The 21567-nt window shown below is 73.7% G+C and carries 18 protein-coding genes; 11 read left to right on the top strand and 7 right to left on the bottom strand.

From position 1 onward, the window contains the following. Positions 1–197: 197 nt before the first annotated feature. Together ABEB28_RS35285 and ABEB28_RS35280 are read left to right on the top strand one after the other, a co-directional pair. Positions 198–2924 carry a DEAD/DEAH box helicase gene (locus ABEB28_RS35285; protein WP_345732616.1) on the top strand — a complete coding sequence of 909 codons (2727 nt, stop codon included), beginning with the start codon at positions 198–200 and terminating at the stop codon, positions 2922–2924. 258 nt (positions 2925–3182) lie between these two features. Then, positions 3183–4103, top strand: coding sequence for a sensor histidine kinase (locus tag ABEB28_RS35280; RefSeq protein ID WP_345732615.1), 921 nt, complete (start codon positions 3183–3185; stop codon positions 4101–4103). A gap of 112 nt (positions 4104–4215) precedes the next feature. On the opposite strand, the gene ABEB28_RS35275 is transcribed toward ABEB28_RS35280, so the two are convergent. Continuing rightward, positions 4216–5121: a 5'-3' exonuclease gene (locus ABEB28_RS35275; protein WP_345732655.1), complete on the bottom strand. Its 906-nt coding sequence runs from the start codon at positions 5119–5121 to the stop codon at positions 4216–4218. Between the two features lie 135 nt (positions 5122–5256). Here ABEB28_RS35275 and ABEB28_RS35270 point away from each other — a divergent pair, with 135 nt between their 5' ends. Beyond that, positions 5257–5577, top strand: a complete 321-nt coding sequence (locus tag ABEB28_RS35270; protein WP_345732614.1) for a GNAT family N-acetyltransferase — start codon at positions 5257–5259, stop codon at positions 5575–5577. A gap of 65 nt (positions 5578–5642) precedes the next feature. After that, positions 5643–6752, top strand: a complete 1110-nt coding sequence (locus ABEB28_RS35265; protein ID WP_345732613.1) for a M24 family metallopeptidase — start codon at positions 5643–5645, stop codon at positions 6750–6752. 82 nt (positions 6753–6834) lie between these two features. Here ABEB28_RS35265 and ABEB28_RS35260 read toward each other — a convergent pair whose 3' ends face one another. Together ABEB28_RS35260 and ABEB28_RS35255 are read right to left on the bottom strand one after the other, a co-directional pair. Next, the gene (locus ABEB28_RS35260; RefSeq protein ID WP_345732612.1) at positions 6835–7536 is read right to left on the bottom strand and encodes a response regulator; all 702 of its coding nucleotides are present in this window, start codon (positions 7534–7536) and stop codon (positions 6835–6837) included. Beyond that, positions 7533–8708 (bottom strand): sensor histidine kinase, encoded by a 1176-nt coding sequence (locus ABEB28_RS35255; protein WP_345732611.1) that lies wholly within the window; start codon positions 8706–8708, stop codon positions 7533–7535. Before ABEB28_RS35255 ends, ABEB28_RS35260 begins: the two co-directional genes overlap by 4 nt. Before the next feature lie 199 nt (positions 8709–8907). Between ABEB28_RS35255 and ABEB28_RS35250 the strand changes: the two genes are divergently transcribed. The 5 genes from ABEB28_RS35250 to ABEB28_RS35230 all read left to right on the top strand — a co-directional run bounded on the left by ABEB28_RS35250 (position 8908) and on the right by ABEB28_RS35230 (position 15392). Next, the gene (locus ABEB28_RS35250; protein ID WP_345732610.1) at positions 8908–9492 is read left to right on the top strand and encodes a hypothetical protein; all 585 of its coding nucleotides are present in this window, start codon (positions 8908–8910) and stop codon (positions 9490–9492) included. A gap of 89 nt (positions 9493–9581) precedes the next feature. Further along, on the top strand, positions 9582–11168 hold the full coding sequence (locus tag ABEB28_RS35245; RefSeq protein WP_345732609.1) for an amidohydrolase: 1587 nt from the start codon (positions 9582–9584) through the stop codon (positions 11166–11168). A 721-nt stretch (positions 11169–11889) separates the two neighbouring features. Continuing rightward, positions 11890–13884, top strand: a complete 1995-nt coding sequence (gene lnt / locus ABEB28_RS35240; protein ID WP_345732608.1) for an apolipoprotein N-acyltransferase — start codon at positions 11890–11892, stop codon at positions 13882–13884. Positions 13885–13889: 5 nt separating this feature from the next. After that, on the top strand, positions 13890–14693 hold the full coding sequence (locus tag ABEB28_RS35235; RefSeq protein WP_376981607.1) for a polyprenol monophosphomannose synthase: 804 nt from the start codon (positions 13890–13892) through the stop codon (positions 14691–14693). Between the two features lie 159 nt (positions 14694–14852). Then, positions 14853–15392 carry an FxsA family protein gene (locus ABEB28_RS35230; protein WP_345732607.1) on the top strand — a complete coding sequence of 180 codons (540 nt, stop codon included), beginning with the start codon at positions 14853–14855 and terminating at the stop codon, positions 15390–15392. Between the two features lie 260 nt (positions 15393–15652). Here ABEB28_RS35230 and ABEB28_RS35225 read toward each other — a convergent pair whose 3' ends face one another. Then, positions 15653–15997: an RNA polymerase-binding protein RbpA gene (locus ABEB28_RS35225; protein ID WP_035856302.1), complete on the bottom strand. Its 345-nt coding sequence runs from the start codon at positions 15995–15997 to the stop codon at positions 15653–15655. A 320-nt stretch (positions 15998–16317) separates the two neighbouring features. Between ABEB28_RS35225 and ABEB28_RS35220 the strand changes: the two genes are divergently transcribed. Next, positions 16318–16557, top strand: coding sequence for a hypothetical protein (locus tag ABEB28_RS35220; RefSeq protein WP_345732606.1), 240 nt, complete (start codon positions 16318–16320; stop codon positions 16555–16557). A gap of 370 nt (positions 16558–16927) precedes the next feature. Then, positions 16928–18379 (top strand): dihydrolipoyl dehydrogenase family protein, encoded by a 1452-nt coding sequence (locus tag ABEB28_RS35215; protein ID WP_345732653.1) that lies wholly within the window; start codon positions 16928–16930, stop codon positions 18377–18379. Between the two features lie 52 nt (positions 18380–18431). On the opposite strand, the gene ABEB28_RS35210 is transcribed toward ABEB28_RS35215, so the two are convergent. The 3 genes from ABEB28_RS35210 to ABEB28_RS35200 form a co-directional block, all read right to left on the bottom strand. Continuing rightward, complete coding sequence (locus tag ABEB28_RS35210) at positions 18432–19295, bottom strand: endonuclease domain-containing protein (protein WP_345732605.1); 864 nt, start codon at positions 19293–19295, stop codon at positions 18432–18434. 137 nt (positions 19296–19432) lie between these two features. Next, positions 19433–19990, bottom strand: a complete 558-nt coding sequence (locus ABEB28_RS35205) for a LuxR family transcriptional regulator (RefSeq protein WP_345732604.1) — start codon at positions 19988–19990, stop codon at positions 19433–19435. Further along, on the bottom strand, positions 19987–21567 hold a 1581-nt coding region (locus ABEB28_RS35200; protein WP_345732603.1), incomplete at its 5' end, for a helix-turn-helix transcriptional regulator. The genes ABEB28_RS35200 and ABEB28_RS35205, both read right to left, overlap by 4 nt.

Raw genomic sequence — 21567 nt, 5'->3', positions numbered from 1 at the left:
CGGGGTAATTCACCCTGCCGTCGACTCGTGTGTCCTACTCGCCGGGCGAGAAATGGCGGGAAATTCCGGTGGCGCCGCCCGTAACATCGAGAATGTCGCCATCTCCCGGTTCTGGCCTCTTCGGGCGGCCGCGACCTGTAACACCCCCGAGGGCCGCGACGCGTGAACCAGTCGCATCCTCGCGTAGCCTTGGCCTCATGAGCTCCCCCGCCGAGCAGTACGCGGCGGCTCGTCGGCGCGCCGCCTACCCGGGGTACACCGACTTCACCGCGCAACTGTCGTTCGATCTCGATGACTTCCAGCGGGAGGCCTGCCAGGCGCTCGAAGACGGGCGCGGGGTGCTGGTGTGCGCCCCGACCGGCGCCGGGAAGACGGTCGTCGGCGAATTCGCGGTCCACCTGGCGCTGCGCCAGGGCACCAAGTGCTTCTACACGACGCCGATCAAGGCGCTGTCCAACCAGAAGTTCAACGACCTGGTCGCCCGGTACGGCGCTGACAAGGTCGGCCTGCTGACCGGCGACAACGCGATCAACGGCGACGCGCCGGTGGTGGTCATGACCACCGAGGTACTGCGGAACATGCTCTACGCCGGCTCCGCGACCCTGGCGAACCTGGCCTACGTCGTGATGGACGAGGTGCATTACCTCGCCGACCGGTTCCGCGGCGCGGTGTGGGAGGAGGTGATCATCCACCTCCCCGAGTCGGTCTCGCTGGTCTCCCTCTCGGCGACGGTCAGCAACGCCGAGGAGTTCGCGGAGTGGCTGGTCACCGTCCGCGGCGACACGGCCGTGGTCGTCTCCGAGCACCGCCCGGTGCCGCTCTGGCAGCACATGCTCGTCGGGCGGCGAATGTTCGACCTGTTCACCGAGAAGGCGTCCGCGACCGGGCAGCCCTCCCACAAGGACGTCGACCCGGAACTCACCCGCTACGTCCGCGAGCAACTGCGTCGCGTCCAGTTCAGCCGTTCCGGCCGGCCGATCCGGGCGAAGAACCTGGTGCCGTACCGGTCCGACGTGATCGAGCGCCTGGACCGGGAAGGCCTGCTCCCGGCGATCACCTTCGTGTTCAGCCGCGCCGGGTGCGACGCCGCCGTCCAGCAGTGCATGGCCGCCGGTTTGCGCCTGACGACGCCGGAGGAGCGCATCGAGATCCGTCGTATCGCCGAGGAGCGCACCGCCGACCTCGCGGCCGAAGACCTACAGGTGCTCGGCTACTGGGAGTGGCTCGACGGGCTGCAGCGAGGCCTGGCCGCTCACCACGCCGGGCTGCTCCCGGTCTACAAGGAGGTCGTCGAGGAGCTGTTCGTCCGTGGGCTGGTCAAGGCCGTGTTCGCCACCGAGACGCTCGCGCTCGGCATCAACATGCCCGCGCGCTCGGTCGTGCTGGAGCGCCTGGTCAAGTTCAACGGCGAGACCCACGTCGACCTGACGGCGGGGGAGTACACGCAGCTCACCGGCCGCGCCGGGCGTCGGGGGATCGACGTCGAGGGGCACGCGGTCGTGGTCTGGTCGCCGGAGATCGATCCGCGGCACGTCGCCGGCCTCGCGTCGACCCGCACCTATCCGCTCCGGTCGAGCTTCCGGCCGTCCTACAACATGGCGGTCAACCTGGTCGGCTCGGTCGGGCGGGAGCGAGCCCGCGAGCTGCTGGAGACCTCGTTCGCCCAGTTCCAGGCCGACCGGGCCGTCGTCGGACTGGCCAAGCAGGCGCAGCGGCAGAACGACGCGCTCGACGCCTACCTGGAGTCGATGACCTGCCACCTCGGTGACTTCGCCGAGTACGCGGCGCTGCGCAGGCAGATCAAGGACCGTGAGAACGCGCTGGCCAAACAGGGCGCGGCGCAGCGGCGGGCGGCGGCCGCCGACTCGCTGGAGCGGCTGCGCATCGGCGACGTCGTCATGGTCCAGAGCGGTCGCCGCGCCGGCTTGGCCGTCGTGCTCGACCCGGGGTCGCAACCGCTGGGCGAGGCTCGCCCGCTCGTGCTCACCGCCGATCGCTGGGCCGGCCGGCTGTCGCTCGCCGACTTCCCGAACGAGGTCGAGGTGCTCACCCGGATGCGGGTGCCGAAGCACTTCAACCACCGGTCGCCGCAGGCCCGGCGCGACCTCGCGTCGTCGCTGCGGACCGCCGCCTCCGACCTGGCCGCGGTGCGGAAGCGCAAGGGCCGGGCGGCGGCGGCCGACGACGACCTGCTGGCGGAGCTGCGTGCGGCCCTGCGCCGCCACCCCTGCCACGGGTGCCACGACCGGGAGGAGCACGCCCGCTGGGCCGAGCGCTACGACCGCCTGGCGAAGGAGACCCACCAGCTCGAGCAGCGCGTGCACACCCGCACCAACTCGCTCGCCAGGACCTTCGACCAGGTCTGCGGCCTGCTGGAGAGCCGGGGTTACCTGGACGGCGAGCGGGTGACCGAGGCCGGCAGCGGGCTGGCCCGGATCTGGTCCGAGTCCGACCTGCTGGTCGCCGAGTGCCTGCGTGCCGGCGTCTGGGATGGCCTGTCGGCCGCGGAGCTCGCTGGTGCGGTGTCCGCGCTGGTCTACGAGGCCCGGCGGGCTGACGAGGGGCCGACGCCGGTACCGAACGGGCCGCTGCGGGACTCGCTCACCGTGATCGGTCGCCTCGCCGCGGAGCTGCAGGCCGACGAGGGGGATCGGGGCCTGGCGCTGACCCGCGAGCCCGACTACGGCTTCGTCTGGCCGGCCTACCGCTGGGCCCGGGGAGAGCCGCTGGAGCGGGTGCTCACCGCGGCGGCGGGTGTCGAGGGTGAGATGCCTGCCGGAGACTTCGTGCGGTGGTGCCGGCAGGTGCTGGACCTGCTCGACCAGATCGCGGGCGCGGCCCCGGCCGGCAGCGACCTGCGGTCCACGGCCCGCCAGGCGATAGACGCCACCCGCCGAGGCGTAGTCGCCTATACGGCCCTCTGAGAACGACGCTGCCGAGCCGGCGCGACCACTTGAGTAGCAAGTTATACGCGGCGTGGCCGCGCCGGATCGGCAGCGCCGCCCTCAGAGGGCTCCAGGTTCAAGCAAACTGCGCGCGCCTGCGGCGCTTTCACTGCTCGTGGTGGACGACGCTGCGCGCGCCGTTGGCGCTGTTTGCGGCATTTCCTGTGGTTAGATTCCGGCATACCGGGCGTCCGTGCAGGGTCAAATCTACTGTGGGCAATTCCGACTGGGGGCTCAGTGCGGCACGAGGATGCTCCGCTCCGTCAACACGCGGGTCATGAGTACGGCGTTCACGTTCCTGAACAGCACCCCGACGACGGCGAGAGTGGACACCACGCCCGCACCCACGTCACCGACGCGGACGGCGTCGACCCGGACGCCGACCACGCGGCGTTCCAGGCAGCGTTCCGGTCCCGCAACCGCGACACCGGAGTCGGCGACGGCGGTCCCCCCGCCACCCCGCACGATTTCATCGACGACTTCGTCGACCTGGTAGGGCACCATCTGCGGACGCCGCTCACCGCGATCCGCACGCTGCTCGAACTCCTCGCCGACGACCAGGCAGCCGGCCTGGACCCAGCGACCGCGAAACGACTGGTGAACGCCGTCAAGGCGAACTCCGACCGGATGCTCCGGGTGATCGACACGCTCCTGCTGCTCGCCCGGGCCCGCCACGGCGACGCCGCCCGCGATCACGTGCCGGTCGACCTCGCCGCGGTGGTCGACCGCGTCGGCTCCGCGGTGGCACCGGCGGCGGACGGCAGCGGGGTGGCCGTGACCGTGGAGGCGAAGCATCCGGTCTGGACGGTCGGCGACCCGGTGCTGCTGGAGCGCGCCATCGGTCACCTGGCCGGCAACGCGCTCCGCTTCACCGACCGCGGCGGGCAGCTGAAACTCCGGGCGCTGGCCGAGCCGAAACCCGCGGTGGAGGTCCAGGACACCGGCGTCGGCATCGACCCGGAGCGGCAACGCGGCCTGCTCCGGCCGCTGCGGCTGGTCCTCGGCGAGGGCAGCGGTCAGGAGGAGGACGCACACCTCGGCCTGGGCACGGTCAGCGCGATCGCGCGCGCCCACCGCGGTGACCTCGACGTCCGATCGGCGCCCGGCCACGGGACGACGTTCCGCCTGACGCTCCCCACGGCCCCGTCCCCGCACTGAGCCGCGCCCTGTCGATCGCCGGGCGACGCCGCGTCCCGTCGCCGCCGGGTGACGCCGCGCCCCGTCGACGTCAGATGGACGCTACGTCGGCGCGCGTAGCGTCCATCTGAGGTCAGGACCCGGCGAGCGCCTTCTCGAGGCGCGCGACGGCGCTCTCCAACCCCCAGCGGGCCCCCAGCGCTGTCAGGCGCTCAGGGTCCACGGGCGCTGACGGGAGCGCGTCGGTGACCGGCGGAATGGCCACCTCACACGCGACCTTCACGACGTCCGGTGCCACCGCCAGGTACTCGCGGGCGGCGTCCAGCCGCTTCCAGTGCGCGGCAGGCAGCGCGGGGTTGCGCGCGTCCACCGCGGCCAGCAGGCCCGAGAGATCACCGAACCGGCTGAGCAGGCCGGCCGCGGTCTTCTCGCCGATGCCCGCGACGCCCGGCAGGCCGTCGCTCGGGTCGCCGCGCAGGGTGGCGAAGTCGGCGTACTGAGTCGGTTCGACGCCGTACTTGGTGCGCACCGCGGCGGCGTCCATCTCCTCGAGCTTCGCGACACCACGTCCGGTGTAGAGCACCCGGACGCCGTTCGCGTCGTCGATCAGCTGGATCAGGTCGCGGTCGCCGGTCACCACGTCCACCGGCCCCGGGCCGCGCGTGGCCAGCGTCCCGATCACGTCGTCGGCTTCGTAGCCGGCCGCGCCCACCGCCGCGATCCCGACCGCGGCCAGGACCTCCAGCAGGATCGGGACCTGCGGCGCCAGCAGGTCCGGGACCTCCTCGACGGTCGGGTCACCGGTCGGCTCGGCCAGCCGGTGCGCCTTGTACGACGGCACCAGCGCGACCCGCCACGCCGGGCGCCAATCTTCGTCGAGACACGCCACCAACCGGGTCGGCCGGTACCGGGTGACCAGCGTCGACGTCATGTCGAGGAAGCCGCGGACGGCGTTGATCGGCGTGCCGTCCGGCGCGGTGATCGACGTCGGGACGCCGTAGAACGCACGGAAGTAGAGGCTGGCCGCGTCGAGGAGCATCAACGCCCCGGGTGTCCTGGTCACGCCTGCAGCCTGCCAGACTTCGCCCCACCGGTCGCGCGAGTCACACGCCCGCGGGGAATCCCGAGCGGGGAACTCGCGCTGCACCGGACAACCGCACCTGGGGAGGTAACCATGACCGAGCTGGCCATTACCGACGCACCGGACGAGAGCCGGTACGAGGCGAACCTGGACGGCACGCTCGCGGGCGTGGTCGAGTACCAGCTCGACGGCGACGTCATCATGTTCACCCACACCGGGGTGCCGTCGGAGTTCGAGGGGCGCGGCATCGCGTCGCAGCTGGCCCGCTACGTCCTGGACGACGCGCGCCGCCGCGGCCTGGAGGTTCTGCCGCGCTGCCCGTACATCTCCGGCTGGATCGCCCGGCATCTCGACTACCTGGACCTGGTGCCGGCCGCGTCCCGGAGCCGCTACAAGCTGCCGAGCGACGCCTGACCCCGTGCCTGCGGGCCGTCGGCGTGCGGGCCGCCGCCGGGCGTCGAACGCCGTAATCTGACGGCATGTCTGAGTCGCTCTACCCGTCCGATCGGCTGCGGGTGGCCCAGCAGGCCACCGCGGAGGCCGGCCTGGACGCCCTGCTGCTGACGCCCGGCGCCGACCTGCGCTACCTGACCGGCTACGACGCGCACGCGCTGGAGCGCCTGACCTGCCTGGTTCTGCCCGCGGACGGCGACCCGGTGCTGGTCGTCCCCGCGCTGGAGGAGCCGGCCGCGAAGGCGTCGCCAGCCGGCGGGCTGGACCTGGAGATCCGCGCGTTCCCGGAGGGCGAGGACGCGTACGCGCTGATCCGGGGCGTGCTCGGCGGTGGGCCCCGGCGGCTGGGCCTCGCCGACCGGATGTGGGCCGAGCAGGTCCTCGCGTTCCGGGCCACGTTCCCCGACGCCGACCAGGTGCTCGCCGGAAAGGTGCTGCGCCCGCTGCGCGTCCGGAAGTCGCCGGCCGAGGTCGAGGCGCTACGCCGGGCCGGGCAGGCGATCGACCGGGTGCACGCCCGGATGGGGGAGTGGCTGGTCGCCGGGCGCACCGAGGCCGCGGTGGGCCGGGACATCGCGGACGCGATCCTCGCCGAGGGCCACGCGCAGGTGTCGTTCGTCATCGTCGGCTCCGGGCCGAACGGGGCCAGCCCGCACCACGCGGTCTCCGACCGGGTGATCGAGGAGGGCGACCCGGTCGTCGTCGACATCGGCGGGATCACGGCCGAGGGGTACTGCTCGGACTCCACCCGCACCTACGTCCTCGGCGCACCGCCGGAAGGCTTCGCGACCGCGTACGCGGTGCTCCAGGAGGCGCAGGAGGCGGGGGTCGCCGCGGTGCGGCCGGGGGTGACCGCGGCGTCGATCGACGCCGCCTGCCGGGACGTGCTCACCGCCGCCGGGTACGGGGATGCGTTCATCCACCGCACCGGGCACGGTATCGGCCTGGAGGAGCACGAGGAGCCCTGGATCATCGGCGGCAACCAGACCGTGCTCGAGCCGGGCATGGCGTTCAGCGTCGAGCCCGGGTTCTACCTGGCTGGACGGTACGGCGCCCGGATCGAGGACATCGTGGTCTGCGGCGAGGAAGGCCCCGACCGGCTGAACGACACACCCCGGACCCTCACCCTGCTCTGACCGCCTGCGCCCGCGGCCGACCCTGCCCGCGGCCGACCCTGCCCGGCCCAGCCCGGCCCGGCCCGGCCCGGCCCGCGCAGGGTCAGGCCAGACCGCGGTCGCGGGCGTAGAGCCCCGCCTGGGTGCGGTCCCGCAGTCCCAGGCGGCTCAGGATGTTCGAGACGTGGTTCTTCACCGTGCCCTCGCTGACCACCAGCGTGTCGGCGATCTCCCGGTTCGTGGAGCCCCGGGCGACCAGCCGCAGCACGTCCACCTCGCGCGGGGTGAGCGGAACGCCCTCAGGCAGCGGTGCGGCGGCGGACAGCGTCGCGCCCCGATCGAGCGCGGCGAGCAGCCGGGCGGTCACCGCCGGATCGAACTGATCGACGCCCGCGTGCGCCATCCGCACGGCGCGGGCCAGCTCCGCGGCCGGGAGGTCCTTGAGCAAGTAACCGCTGGCGCCGGCCCGGAGCGCCCGGACGACGTACTCCTCGTCGTCGAACGTCGTCAGCATCACCACGCGGCAGCCGGGGGCCTGCCGGCGGATCACCGCCGTCGCCTCGATCCCGCCGGTGTCGGCGACCGTTCCGGTCGAGGGCTGCGCGGGGGGTGCCGCGCCGGTGGTCGGCATCCGCACGTCCATCAGGACGACGTCCGGCTGCCGTGCGACGGCCTCGGCCACCGCTTCCCGGCCGTCGGCGGCGGTGCCGACCACCGTGATGTCCTCGGCCAGCGCGAGCAGCGACGCCACGCCCTCCCGGACCAGGCGCTGGTCGTCCACGACCAGGACCCGCACCGGCCTCACCCGGCACCCACCGGGATCCGCGCGGTCAGCGTCGTGCCGCGGCCGGGCGGGCCGGTCAGGTCGAGCGTCCCGCCCACCGCGGCGAGCCGCTCGCGCATCCCGGGAACGCCGTAGCCGGGTAGGTCGTGCGCCTCGCCGGGCAGGCCGGAGCCGTCGTCGCGGACGGTCAGCGCGATCGCGTCCGCCGCGCAGTGAACGGTCACCGTCACCGAGCGGGCACCCGCGTGCCGGACCGCGTTGGTCAGACCCTCCTGGGCGACGCGGACGAGCGTCGCGCGGAGCTCCGGCGGGCAGCTCTGCTCGTCGCCGTGGACCGCGGACGTGACCGTGGTCCCGGACGAGCCGAGACGCGCGGCGAGCGCGGCGAGCTCCGCGCTCAACGAGGAGGACGTCCCGGTCCGCAGCGCCGCCACCGAGCGGCGGACGTCGGCGAGTGCGGCCCGGGCCGATCCGTGGGCGTCGGTCACCGCCTGGGCGGCGACCACCGCGTCCCGCTCACGGTACGCGGTGGCCTTCTCCAGCTGGATCGCGATCGCGGTGAGGTGGTGGCCGAGGCTGTCGTGGACGTCCCGGGCGACCCGGACGCGCTCCTCGGCGGCGGCGAGCGTGGCGATCCGCCGATGGGAGGCGGCCAACTCGTCCACCAAACGCTCCGCGCGGACCCGGTTGACGTCCGCCGTCACCGCGACCGCGGCCATCGCGACCGCGAACGCCAGGCCGACCGTGAACATGACCAGGTCGCCGAGCGCCTCCGGGTCCGACGGCCAGTCGGCGTCGGCCAGCGTCCACCAGGTGACGACCCCGACGCCGTACCCGAGCGCGGCCACGTGCCCCGCCCGACGACCGAGCGTGCGGTAGACCGCGAACGGCACCAGCAGGAACAGCACCCGGGCCAGGCCGGACGGGTCCACGGCAGCGACCGCGTGGATCAGCACGGCCCGGACGACGAGGCCCCGGTGGGTGCCGGTGTCCACCCACTCCAGCACGAGCAATCCGACCAGCCCGGCGACGAACGCCGCGGTCCGCCACGGTGCGGCCGGCGCGAGGCCTGCGGCGGCGACGTACAGACCGCCGGCGAGCACCGTGCCGTAGAGCGCGGACGCCACCCCGAACAGCGGTCCCGTCCGTCCGCGCACGCCGACCACCGGCGCGATCGACACCACCGCAACCACCGCCTCCCGCCTCGGGGGAACCGTAACCGGCGCCGCCGGGCCCGGATCGCGGATCCGGCGTGAACCGGTCGAGCGACACGTGCCGATCGGCAGGGGTACCGGTGACCACCGGACGGCGGATGCGTCCCGCGGCACTGCCGCCGGACCGGGCCGGATTCCTACGGTCGGGGCCTCGTCCCGATCGATCACGGAGGTTCTCGTGCCCGCATCCAGCCTGTACCGGCTCGCCGGACTCGCCGGCCTGCTCACCGGCGTCCTGCTGCTCTTCAACGACCTCCGGCGGGAGGGCCTCGTGCCGGAGAACGCGTTCACCGAGTGCATCGCGCCGCTCCCGGCGGTGCTGGCCCTGTACGCGCTGACCGGTCTGTACCTCCGGGTCCGGGACACCGCCGGACGGCTCGGCCTGGTCGGCTACGCGCTCAACCTCGCCGGGGTCGCCGGCCTGCTGATCGCCGAGTTCGCGTCCCACTACGTGTTCGCCGACCTCTCCACCGACGAGGTCGACGCGCTGGTCGACGGCCGCACGCGCGCCGGGTTCCTGGTGATCGCGGCGGTCTTCGCGGTGGGTGTGGCGCTGTTCTCGGCGGCGTTCTGGCGCACGCGGGTCTACCCGCGGTGGGCGGTGGCGCTCTACGCCGTGGGCTTCCTGCTCGCTGCCGGGCGCGGGGCCGTTCCCGACTCGGTCGTCTCGCTGGGGTTCCTGCTCGGGTCGGTGGGTGTGATCGGCCTGTCCTGGACACTCCGCCGCGTCGCCGCTCCGCGCGCCGTGCCGGTGGCGGCCTGACCCTGGCGGGGCTAGCCGGCGGGTGACCGGGCCCACGGCGGTGCCGAGCCCGGCGGGGCGCGTCCGGGGTGCGGGGCAGAATGGCCCCCATGGCGACGCTCTACCGCAACGGCGAGGTCTACAGCCCCGCGGATCCATTCGCGACCGCACTGCTGGTCGAGGGCGACCGGGTGCTGTTCGTGGGCTCCGACGACGCCGCCGAGGCGGCCGCGTTCGGCGCCGACGAGGTCGTGGACCTCCAGGGAGCGCTGGTCGTCCCCGGCTTCGTCGACGCGCACGTCCACGCCACCCAGACCGGTCTCACGCTCACCGGGCTCGACCTGTCCGGCGTCCGCACGCTCGCCGACGCGCTGGCCGCGGTCGAGCGGCACGCGGCCACCCACCCCGGCATCGTCCTCGGCCACGGCTGGGACGAGACGTCCTGGCCGGAGCGGCGCCCGCCCACCACCGCGGAGCTCGACCGGGCGGCCGGGGACCGTCCGGTCTACCTCTCCCGCGTCGACGTGCACTCGGCGGTCGCGTCCAGCGCGTTGCGGGCCGCGGTTCCCGGCCTGGAGAACCTCGTCGGTCACGACGCCGACGGGGCGCTGACCCGGGACGCGCACCACGCCGTCCGCGGGGTCGCGCTGGGCTCGATCACCGCCGCCCAGCGCGCCGCCGCCCAGCGCGAGACCAGGGCGCACGCCGCCCGCCAGGGCATCGTCGCGCTGCACGAGTGCGGCGGCCCGGACGTCGGCGGCGAGGGCGACTTCACCGCGCTCCTGGCCCTGGCGGCGGCCGAGCCGGGGCCGGACGTCTTCGGGTACTGGGGAGAGTGGCGGTCGGCGGCGAAGGCACGCGAGCTCGGTGCGGTCGGCGCGGGTGGCGACCTGTTCGTGGACGGCGCGCTCGGCTCGCACACCGCCGCGTTGGCCGCTCCGTACGCCGACGCTCCCGGTACCAGCGGGCACCTCTACCTGGACGCCGGTGAGATCGCCGAGCACCTCGTCGACTGCGTGACGAACGGCACCCAGGGCGGGTTCCACGCGATCGGCGATCGGGCCCTCGCGGCGGTCGCGGAGGGTTTCGCCGCGGCGGCGGCCACCGTGGGACTGGACCGCCTGCGGATCGGCAGGCACCGCGTGGAGCACGCCCTGATGCTCGACCCGACACTGATCCGGGCGCTGGTGAACCACGGCGCGGTGGCGAGCGTCCAACCCGCTTTCGACGCCGCCTGGGGCGGCCCGGACGGCATGTACGCCCAGCGGCTCGGGACCGAGCGAGCGGCCGGGCTGCACCCGTTCTCCGGTCTGGCCGGCGTCGGTGTGCCGCTCGCGTTCGGCTCGGACGCCCCGGTGACCCCGCTGGACCCGTGGGGAACCGTCCGGGCGGCAGCGTTCCCGCACAACCCGCACCACGCGATCAGCGTGCGGGCGGCGTTCGCCGCGCACACCCGAGGCGGCTGGCGGGCGCTCGGACGCGACGACGGCGGCATGCTGGTCCCCGGCGCGGTCGCCTCGTTCGCGGTCTGGGACGTCGAGGAGCTGGTCGTCCAGGCTCCCGACGACCGGGTTGCGCGCTGGAGCACCGATCCGCGCGCCGGCGTGCAGGGGCTTCCGGCGCTGAGTGACGGGGCGACCCCGCCGCGGTGCCTGCGGACGGTGGTTCGCGGTGAGACGGTGTTCACTGCGGAGTGAGACCGTCCGGACGACACGCCGCCGACACGCGGACCATCCGTATTATCTCGTTGTGCGGGGCCGGATTCGCCTTCCAGTGGCTGACCAGGCATGATGTCCGTACTGTCGGCTCCGGTCGGTATTGACAGGAGACGGACGGCAATTACGGTGACGGGGTGACTTCCTCGGGCACCGGAAAGCGACGGAACGTGCCCTCGGGAGCTGGGCAAACGCGGTGGCGCCACCGCAGGGGCCAGGTCCAGCAAGCGAGGGGTGGCGGGACGACGACGGTCGCGACCGGTGCCAGGTAGTGAACTCTTTTCGACCGGCCGCTTCGAGAGGTCGTCTGACCTCAGAGGAGGCCGCAGCGTGAAGAGGGTTCAGTGGTGATGGTGGTGACGGAGGGTCAGTAGACAACGTCTGGCGTAGCGCGCAGCCAGCCGCTCCGCAGTCGGTCCGAAGGTTCTCCCATCCTCCTCCCGTACCGGTCGGGGATCTCCGAAGCAGGGGCGCGGCGTGCACGCCGCGCCCCTGTGGCATGTCCGGGCCGGAGGCCTGACGTGTGGGCAGTTCTGTGGGCCGGGGGACGCGCAAATGCACACGCGCCCCGAATCCACCCCGGCCAGTACTCCCTAGCACAGGTGCCGACGGGAGCAGCTCGCCCCACCGGCCCCGGTCCGGCCGAGGAGTGGGCACAATCGGTGCCAGGACACGACCCTCCCGGGTCGGGAGGGAGGACTCGTTGCTGCCGCGACGCGACACGACCGGCGGATCCGCCGCGTCCGTGGTGACCGACCCCCCGTCAGCCGACCCGGAGCGGCCGACCGACCCGACCGTTCCGGTCTCCGACGGCCCGGTCTCTGACGGCCCGGGGGACGTGACGGCGCGCGCCGCCGCCGACGAGGCGGACGCCGGAGAGCGTGCCGCCGGGGATCCGGCGACCGGGGAGCGTGCCGCACGTCCGCGGCGGTGGCGTCCGTGGGGCCGTCGTCCGGAGGGACGCGGGCGGATCCCCGACCCGGAGCGTCCACCGCTGCGCGGCTGGCTCGCGGCGCTGCTGGCGCTCGGCTCCGGCGCGCTACTGGTCCCCGCGTTCCCGCCGTACGACGTGTGGTGGCTCGCGCCGATCGCGGTCGCGATGCTCGCCGCCGCCGTCCACCGGCAGCGGGCCCGGCGCGGTGCCTGGCTCGGCCTCCTGCACGGCGCGGTGTTCTTCGGCGTGCTTCTCAACTGGGTCGGGATCTACGTCGGCGACGTGTTCGCGTACCTGCTCGCGGTCGTCGAAGCCGCGTACGTGGCCGGGATGGGCGCGCTGCTGGCCGCCAGCTCACGGGTCGTCGACCGGTATCGCTGGGGCTGGCCGCTGGTGGTCGGCGCCGCCTGGGTCACCCAGGAGGCGGTGCGCTCGCGCTGGCCCTTCGGCGGGTTCCCGTGGGGGCGGCTGGCGTTCGCCGAGACCGATGGTGTGCTGCTGGGGTTCGCCGCGATCGGCGGAGCGCCGCTGGTCACGTTCGCGACCGCCGCGATCGGCGGCCTGCTCGTCGCCGCCGTCTGGCGTCGCTGGCCGCTCGCGGACCGGCCGTTCGCCCACCGCTTGTTCGCGAGCGGGCCGTCCGGTCCGTCGACGCCGTCCGAGCCGCCGGGTCCGTCGGGCCCTTCGGGGCCGTCCGGGCCGTCGGGCCCCTCCGGTGGGGGCGGTCCGTCCTGGGGCGGGGGCGGTCGGCGGGCGCTGGCCTGGCTCGCCGCCGTCGGTCTGGTGCTCCTCGCGGGGTGGTTCACGCCGTCCCCGACCGCCAACGGGCGGACGGTCACGGTCGCGGTGATCCAGGGCAACGTTCCCCGGCTCGGCCTGGACTTCAACGCGCAGCGCCGAGCCGTGCTCGACAACCACGTCACCCGCACGATCGCGCTCGCCAAGGACGTCGCCGTGGGCGCGCAGAAGCAGCCCGACCTGGTGATCTGGCCGGAGAACGCGTCGGACATCGATCCGCTGGTCAACGAGGACGCCTACGACGAGATCAGCCGGGCGGCCGAGGCGATCAAGGCGCCGATCCTGGTCGGTGCGGTACTGCGCGGCCCCGGTGAGTACCTGACGAACGCCGGTCTGGTCTGGGTGCCCGGCCAGGGCCCGGTGGACCGGTACGCCAAGCGACACCCGGTGCCGTTCGGCGAGTACGTGCCGCTGCGCTCGTTCGCGCGGAAGATCACGACCAAGGTCGACCTGGTCCGCCGGGATTTCAAGGCGGGCACCGAGATCGGCACAGTGGGCATGCCCACGGCGAACGCCGGAACCGTCCGGGTCGGTGACGTCATCTGTTTCGAGGTGGCGTACGACGGCCTGGTGACGGATACCGTGAACGCCGGTGCCGACCTGCTCGCCGTGCAGACCAACAACGCGACGTTCGGCATGAGCGGCGAGAGCGCTCAGCAAGTTGCGATGGCCCGCTTGCGTGCGGTGGAGCACGGAAAGTGGGCAGTGGTGGCGTCGACAAGCGGAATTTCGGCGACAATTGGGCCAGACGGAACGATTCACGACCAGGCGGGTCTCTTCTCGGCCGGAACGCTGATCCGGTCACTCGCGTTGTCGGAGAACCGTACGCTGGCCACCACACTTGGCCAATGGCCGGAGGCAGGGTTCTGTGCACTCAGCGCGGTCGCGATAGCGGCGGCCGGGCTACTGCGACGGAGCCCACAGCGCCGACCGGCCGGGGTGGGACGAGCGACGGAGAAGGGCTGACACTGGTGACGGCCGAAAAGACGGAGCGGGGGACCGGTCCGGTCTCCGCACAGCAGGAGTACCCGGGCCTCGGACACGTGGTCGTCGTCATCCCGACGTACAACGAGGCGGAGAACATCCGCGAGATCGTGTCCCGGCTGCGCCGGGCGGTGCCCGAGGTCGAGGTCCTGGTCGCCGACGACGGGTCGCCGGACGGTACCGGCGAGATCGCGGACGAGCTGGCGGTCGCCGACCCCCGCGTGCACGTGCTGCACCGGCCGGGCAAGGAGGGGCTGGGTGCGGCGTACCTGGCCGGCTTCGCCTGGGCCGCCGAGCACGGCGCGGACGTGATGGTCGAGATGGACGCCGACGGCTCGCACGACCCGGACGAGCTGCCCCGGCTGCTCAACGCGTTGCGCGACGCGGACGTGGTGATCGGGTCCCGGAAGGTGCCGGGCGGCAAGATCGTCAACTGGCCGATGTCGCGGGTGATGATCTCCCAGATCGGCAACCTCTACACGCGGCTCGCGCTGGGCTTCCCGGTGCGGGACAGCACCGCGGGCTTCCGCGCCTACCGGGCCGAGGTGATCGCCGCCAAGAACCTGGGCGGCGTCGCGTCGCAGGGCTACTGCTTCCAGATCGACATGGTGTACCGGGCCTGGCGCGCCGGTTACCGCGTGGTCGAGGTGCCGGTGACGTTCGTCGAGCGCGAGCGGGGCCAGAGCAAGATGAGTTCGGACATCGTCCGCGAGGCGCTGTGGCGGGTCGGGCTCTGGGGCGTCCAGGCTCGACTGGACGCGGCGAAGAAGGTCCTCGACCGGCGGCGGTGAGGACGGCACCCGTCCGGGTCGGGAGGACGGCACCCGTCCGGGTCGGGGTGGCGTCCACCGTCCGGGTGGGCCGGCAACGGGGACGCCGGGACTGAGAGGGCGCTGAGAGCGGTCGGCCGATCCGGCCCTCCGCGAGCGGGGCAGACGTACGCTGGAGGAGTGCGAGCCTTCCTAGCCGCGTTTGTCCTGCTGATCGTCGTCCCGACCGTCGAGATCAGCGTGCTCATCCAAGTCGGCCACGAGGTCGGGCTCGGGTGGACGCTGGTGTTGCTGCTCGCCAGCGCGTTGCTCGGCAGCTGGCTGCTGCGCCGGGAGGGCGCCCGGGCGTTCCGGGCGCTCCGCGAGGCGGCAGCCGCCGGCGGAACACCGGCGAAGGAGACCGCCGAAGGCGCGGTCGTCCTGGTCGGTGGCCTGCTGATGATCCTGCCGGGCTTCCTGAGCGACGTGGTCGGCATTCTGCTGCTGCTCCCGCCGATCCGGATGCTCGCCGGGCGCCTGGTGCTCCGGTCGGCCGTTCGGCGGCTCCCGCCGGACGTCAGCTCGGCGCTACTCGGCCCGATGCAGGTGCGTTCGCGGCGGATGCGGGCGAACACCGCGCCGGCGGACGCGGCTGCCGCGCCGGGACAGGGTGAGCCGATGCCGCCCCGGGCGACGTCGCCGGGGCGTGGCACGGTGATCGAGGGAGAGCTCGAGCGCTGACGCCGCTCCTCGCCGTTCCTGCGCCACCGAAGTCCGGGTGGCACCCCACGCGACAACGAATCGGTCCCTGAGCACCGCTTGGAGGCCGATTCGTCGTCACCGGGGGAGCGGCCGCGCCTTCCGAGCGTTGCGGCGTCCGGGCGGCGCACCCGGGGGCGGGCATGGGATCGCCGCTCGGAAGCCGGGCGCGGACACGGAAAACCCGCCGCCCCGGGTTGGGGCGGCGGGTTTCCGTCGTCGTACTGGTGGTGGCTGCCTCGTCAGGCCGAGCGGCTCCGGCGGCCCCGAAGGACCTCCAGACGCTCAGCCAGGACTTCCTCGAGTTCGGCGACAGTGCGCCGCTCGAGCAACATGTCCCAGTGCGTCCGCGGCGGCTTTGCCTTCTTCGCCTCGGGCTCGTCACCGTCGATAATCCGTGCCACGGTACCGTCGGCTCGGCATTCCCATGTGATCGGAATCTCCGCGTCAGCAGCGAAGGGGACCGTGAACCGGTGACCACGCGGGCACAGGTACTCTCCCTGCTGGCGAGGCGCCAGCTCCGTGTTGCGGTCGGTCTCGTAGCTCACGGCTCCGAGCCGACTACCGCGCAGCGTGCGCTCACCCATCTGCATCAACCCCCTGGCGTCTGCGGTCAGCCACCGGTACCAACGACGATGACGGACAGAAGATTCCGCTGTCGTTGACTTATGTGCCCAGCAGCACAGCCCCGCATGCGCGTATGCGGCAATCGGTTACAAGGAGGACACGCGTGGAGCACCAGACCGACGCTGGATCGACCGGTACTGACCGTTCCCGGCAGATCGTCCTGGCGGTTGCGCTACTCCGGTTGGCCGTCGGAGCCGTGTCCAGTGTTCAGCCTACTGCGCTTCCGCGGTCGTTGGGTATCGATAGCGCCACGGCGGGACGAGCGGCATTTATCACTCGAATGTTCGCAAGCAGGGAGATTGCTCTCGCGCTGGGCGCCGGATGGACGGTGGCGCGCGGCGGCTCGGCGTCGCGGCCCTGGTTGCTCGCCGCGGCACTCGCCGACGGCGCGGACGCCGTGACGCTGGTCGCCGCGGCCCGGAACGGCCGGGTGGCGAAGCTGCCGAGCTACGCAGCGGCCGCCGGTGCGGTGGCCGCGGTCGCCGCCGCCCTCTGGGCCGTCACCCGCCCGCAGCGCTGACCGGTCCCGCCGGGGGCACATTTCCGGGAAGGCCACGTTCCGCCGCGCGCTGGGAGGTTGATTTTCGGGAAGGCCACATCCTGCCGGGCGCTGAGAGGTGGTCTTTCGGGAAGACCACGTCGAGCCGGCGGCTGAGTGGTGGTTTTCGGGAAAGCCGCCGTGAGAGTGGTTCGGGGGAAGCTGCGTCCTCTTGGCGCTGCGGGGCGGGTTTTCGGGAAGGCCACGTCGGGTCGGGGGCGAGCGGTGGGTTCTCGGGAGAGTCGCCGCGCCGACGCTCGGCGTCACGTGCAGTGACCGGTGCGCGGATTGGATACCGTGCGCTCGGCCGCGTGCGCGGCCGGACGCGGCGGAGAGACAGGTGGCGGCGAGCATGACGGTGTCGGGCGGGGACGAGTACGACGTGATCGTCGTCGGTGCCGGGCCGGTGGGGGAGAACGTAGCCGACCAGGTCGTCCGCGGCGGTCTGACGGCGCTCGTCGTCGAGCGGGAGCTGGTCGGCGGCGAGTGCTCCTACTGGGCGTGCATCCCGAGCAAGGCCCTGCTCCGCCCGGTCGCCGCGCTGGCGGACGCTCGCCGCGTCGACGGGGCGGCGACCGCGGTCCGTGGCGGGCCGAACCCGGAACAAGTGCTGGAACGCCGCACGGCGTTCACCCACAACTGGTCGGACGACTCGCAGGTCGGCTGGCTCGACTCGGTCGGTATCGCCCTGGTCCGTGGCACCGCGCGGCTGGTCGGCGAGCGGCTGGTCGAGGTGCGGACGCGGGACGGCGGCGTGCGCCGGGTCACCGCGCGGCACGCCGTCGTCCTGGCCACCGGGAGCCGCCCGACCGTGCCCGACGTTCCCGGCCTGGCCGAGGCGGATCCGTGGACCAGCCGCGACGCGACGTCGGTGACCGCGATCCCGGACGAGCTGGCGGTACTCGGCGGGGGCGTCGTCGGCTGCGAGATGGCCACCGCGTTCGCCGCGCTGGGCAGTCGGGTGACGCTGATCGCCCGGGGGAACGGTCTGCTGCCGCGCCTGGAGCCGTTCGCGGGTGAGGCGGTCGTCGCCGGCCTGCGGAAGGCGGGGGTCGACGTCCGGCTGGGGGCGACGGTCACCACGGTCGAGCGGGACGACGCGGGCGTCCGGATCGAGGTGACCGACGCGGCGAACGGGGACGGGAGCCGCACGGTCCGCGCGGACGAGGTGCTGGTGGCCACCGGACGGGCGCCGGCCACCGACGGGCTCGGCCTGGAGACGGTCGGTCTGACCGGGCTCGATCGGGCCGGGATCAGTGTCGATGACAGCTGCCGAGTGGCGGGTGTCGACTGGCTCTACGCCGCGGGCGACGTCAACGGGCGTGCGCTCCTCACCCACATGGGGAAGTACCAGGCCCGGGCGTGCGGTGCCGCGATCGTGGCCAGGGCGGGCGGTGCGGCGGCGGAGCCGACACCGTGGAGCCGGTACGCGGCCACCGCCGATCACGCGGCGGTGCCGCAGGCGGTGTTCACCGATCCGGAGGTCGGCGCGGTCGGCCGGACCGAGGCGGAGGCGCGTGCCGCGGGCCTGTCGGTGCGGGCGGTGGAGTACGACCTGGGGCAGGTGGCCGGGGCTTCGCTCTACGCGGACGGGTACTCGGGCCGGGCGAAGCTCGTGGTCGACACGTCCCGCGGCGTGATCGTCGGCGCCACGTTCGTCGGGGCGACGGCGGCGGAGCTGGTGCACGCCGCCACGATCGCGATCGTCGGCGAAGTGCCCCTCGACCGCCTCTGGCACGCCGTGCCCTCGTTCCCCACCATCAGCGAGATCTGGCTGCGCCTCCTGGAGACCTACGGCCGCTGACGGTTTGCCGAGAAGCCAACGCCCGAGATCCCCGGCGAACGTTGCCTTCTCGTCAATTCGTCGCTAGCGAGATCCGGATCAACGCGACCAGCCTCGCGAAAGCCTCGTCGTCCTCCAGGTCGGCTGCGGTGGCGTGCAGGACGGTCCATCCGTCGCTGACCAGGCCGTTCAACCGCCGCCGATCGCGGAGGAATTGACGTTTCTCCGCGTGCCAGAACCCGTCGTACTCCAGCACGACACGATGCTCGGGCCAGGCGAAGTCGACGCGGCCGAGGAACGTGCCGCCAGCCCACACCTCGAACTGCGGCACCGGGGGCGGAAGGCCGGCGAGCACGAGTCGCACCCGGGTCCGGGATTCCTGCGGGGATTCGGCGCGCCCGTCGGCCAGCCCGATGGCCCGCGCCGCCCGGCTGTAGGGGTGGGCTGCGGCCAGTTCGGCCAGCTGGGCGGGGCGCACATGGCGATGGCGCAGCAATACGTCGATTGCGACCACCGCCTCGACCAGGTCCGGCTCCCGGGCGATCTCCCAAGCCGTTCGGGCCGGGACGGTCGTCGGTAACCGTCCGCACCGAATCTCGTGCGGCTCGAGCGCCGCCCGACGTAACCGGACACCGGCGATCGCGCTGCTGCGTGTTCCGGGCGGAGCAATGGCCAGGACCGGATCATCGCAGTCGCCGAGCGGCAGTCCGCGCACGCACGCTGCCGAGCGTCCGGTCAGCACACTGCTCTGCGGCAGCAACAGCATCGCGCCCTCGCACCGCAGCCGATGGGTGACCGGCAACGCCGCGTCGGCGTACACGTCGCGATTCAGCCGGTGCCACGCCTGTCCCTGTAGCTGACGAGCGGTCAGCAGCCCACAGCGGACCGCATCGGATCCCCGGAACACCCGCCCCCGGAGCTGGCGCACATCTCCCACCGCAAGAGCGTGGCGCAGCCGCCGAAGGTACCGCTCACGTCATCCACAGGCACCGTCTGCGCCGACGAATTGACGAGAAGTCAACGCCTGGGGAGCGCCGAGGGCGTTGGCTACTCGGCAACCGGCCTGGGCACTCGTCAGCGGCGGGCTCGCACGTACTCGATGACGGCTTGGCGGGTGGTGCGTACGCCGAGCGCCTCGCGGGCGGCGGCGATGCGGCGGTTGGCGGTCCGCAGCGACAGGAACTCCGCGGCCGCCGCGGCGGCGATCGAGTCACCGGCGGCGAGCCGGTCGAGCAGGGCCCGCTGCTCGTCGGTGAGCGGTAACCCGTCACCGGACCCACCGGCGTCCGGTTCCGTCCGGGCCGCCGCGGGTCCGTTCGTGTCGCTGGTCCGTGGTGCCCGGCGCACCGGGCCGATCCGCGCCAGGTCGGCGAGCAGCGCCTGGCCGGTCGTGCTCTCGGCGTCGGCCACCGCGACGACGCCCGCGCCGCGCGCCGCGGCCAGCACCGCCCCGGCCACGGCGTCGTCGTCGGCGACCGGTCCGGTGACGACCGTCCTGGTCGCGGTGAGATCCCAGGGCTCGTCCGGCACGCTCAAGCCGGTGCGCACCGCCCAGCCCTCGGCGGCCAGCCGACGGACGACCACGGCCAGGTCCGCGGCCGTTCGCAGCACGTAGAGCGGGCGGCCGGTCACGTGGTGCCCCCGCCGAGGACGAGCGTCGCCGCCTCGGTGCGGGTACGGGCGCCGAGCTTCCGCATCCCGGCCCGGACGTGCGTCTCGACCGTCTCCCGGGAGATCCCGAGCTGGCCCGCGATGCGCCGGGTCGGCTCCCCGGCCGCGACCAGCGCGAGGACCTCCCGCTCGCGGGCGGTCAGCGTGCTGGTGCGGCTGCGGTCGATCGTCGCCCGGCGGACCGAGAACCGGCGAAGTGCCCGGTGTACGCGGCCGAGCAGGACGGTGAGCCCGGCGTGCTCGGCGTACTTCTCCGCAGCCAGCAGGGGTGGCACGGCCCGGTCGGCGTCCGGCGTGGAGAGGCCGGCGGCGAGCAGGCACCGGATCTGCTCTCGCAGTGCGCTGCCCTGCCAGAGCGCCGCAGCGGCCTCGAACGCGGTGACCGCCGGGGCCCCGGCGCCCGGCCCGGTGCCCCGGGGCACGGGGGCACCGGGTCCGGTGCCGTCCTGATCCGACTCGCCGCTCCCGGTCGCCGTGTCCCCGCCCTCGACGCCCGCCCAAGCCGACAACGTCGCCCGCACCGGCAGCAGACGGTGCCGAGCGTTCTGACCCGGCTCGGACGCGCCCAGGTCGTGCCGCGCCCACTGGGCGGTGACGGCGCCCAGCCCTCCGGCGAGCCGGCCGCCGCCGGTCGCGTCCAGGGCTCGGTCCGGCTGCCCGTCGAGCCAGGCCACCTCGCGGTCCACCCAGCGCACCACCTCGGGCCCCGGCCCCCGTCCGGTGGCGGCCCGAGCGGCCGGGTCCCGGTCGAGCCGGGTCCGCGCCGGGGCCAGCGCGCCGGTGTCGGCCAGCGCCAGCGACGCTGCGGCCAGCGCGTAACTGCGGGCCTGGCCGGGCAGCGTCCGATCGAGGAGGTCGACCGCGCTCCGGACGACGGTGTCCAGGTCGGCGCCGAGCAGCGCCCCGCACCACAGCTCCGCGGCGGCGAACCGGGTCTCCCAGCTGTACGCGAGCTGACCGGCGCACGCGGCCCGGTACTGCCCCGCGACGCCGTTCGCCTCCGCGATCCGGCCGTCGGCCAGCAGGTGCTCGGTGAGTAGCCAGCCGCTCCACCAGGCGTCCACCGGACGACCGTCGGCGAGCGCGGCGGTCACGGCCGCCGACAGCCCGTCCACCCAGCCCTCCCGCCGGTCCCGGGCGACGAGCGCCGCGAGCGCGACCCGCACCGCCGGGTAGCCGGCCAGCTCTGGTGGGACCTCGTCGGCGCGGGCCAGGGCACCGGACGGATCGGCGCTCAACGCCGCGAGCAGCGACACCCGGGTGTGCTCGGCCCGCAAGACGCCCGGCGCCCCGTTCGCGGAGACCGCGGACACCGCGTCCAACGCCTCCGCGGCGGCGCCGCCCTGCAGCAGCGCCTCGGCCCGCAGCACTGCGGCGCGTACCCGGTCACCCGGAGCGGTCGCCGCGTCGTCGGTCAGCATCCGGCGGCAGCCCGCGGTGTCACCCGCCGCGAGCGCGGCCTCGGCGGCTTCCAGGCGGAGCGCGGGGAGCGGGCGCGGACGGCCACCGTCCGGATCGGCCGGTACCGCTCCGGCGCC

This window comes from Cryptosporangium minutisporangium (assembly GCF_039536245.1).
In the GTDB taxonomy this organism is placed as follows: Bacteria; Actinomycetota; Actinomycetes; order Mycobacteriales; family Cryptosporangiaceae; genus Cryptosporangium; species Cryptosporangium minutisporangium.
The sequence above is the reverse complement of the archived record's forward strand: the minus strand, read 5'-3'. Positions and strand labels throughout refer to the sequence as shown.

Bases quoted from the DNA above. Each gene is read 5' to 3' on its own strand.
- ABEB28_RS35285 (WP_345732616.1), top strand. From the start codon at position 198: ATGAGCTCCCCCGCCGAGCAGTACGCGGCGGCTCGTCGGCGCGCCGCC.
- ABEB28_RS35275 (WP_345732655.1), bottom strand. From the start codon at position 5,121: ATGCTCCTCGACGCGGCCAGCCTCTACTTCCGTGCGTTCTACGGCGTC.
- ABEB28_RS35270 (WP_345732614.1), top strand. From the start codon at position 5,257: ATGACCGAGCTGGCCATTACCGACGCACCGGACGAGAGCCGGTACGAG.
- ABEB28_RS35265 (WP_345732613.1), top strand. From the start codon at position 5,643: ATGTCTGAGTCGCTCTACCCGTCCGATCGGCTGCGGGTGGCCCAGCAG.
- ABEB28_RS35245 (WP_345732609.1), top strand. From the start codon at position 9,582: ATGGCGACGCTCTACCGCAACGGCGAGGTCTACAGCCCCGCGGATCCA.
- ABEB28_RS35225 (WP_035856302.1), bottom strand. From the start codon at position 15,997: ATGGGTGAGCGCACGCTGCGCGGTAGTCGGCTCGGAGCCGTGAGCTAC.
- ABEB28_RS35220 (WP_345732606.1), top strand. From the start codon at position 16,318: ATGTTCGCAAGCAGGGAGATTGCTCTCGCGCTGGGCGCCGGATGGACG.
- ABEB28_RS35215 (WP_345732653.1), top strand. From the start codon at position 16,928: ATGACGGTGTCGGGCGGGGACGAGTACGACGTGATCGTCGTCGGTGCC.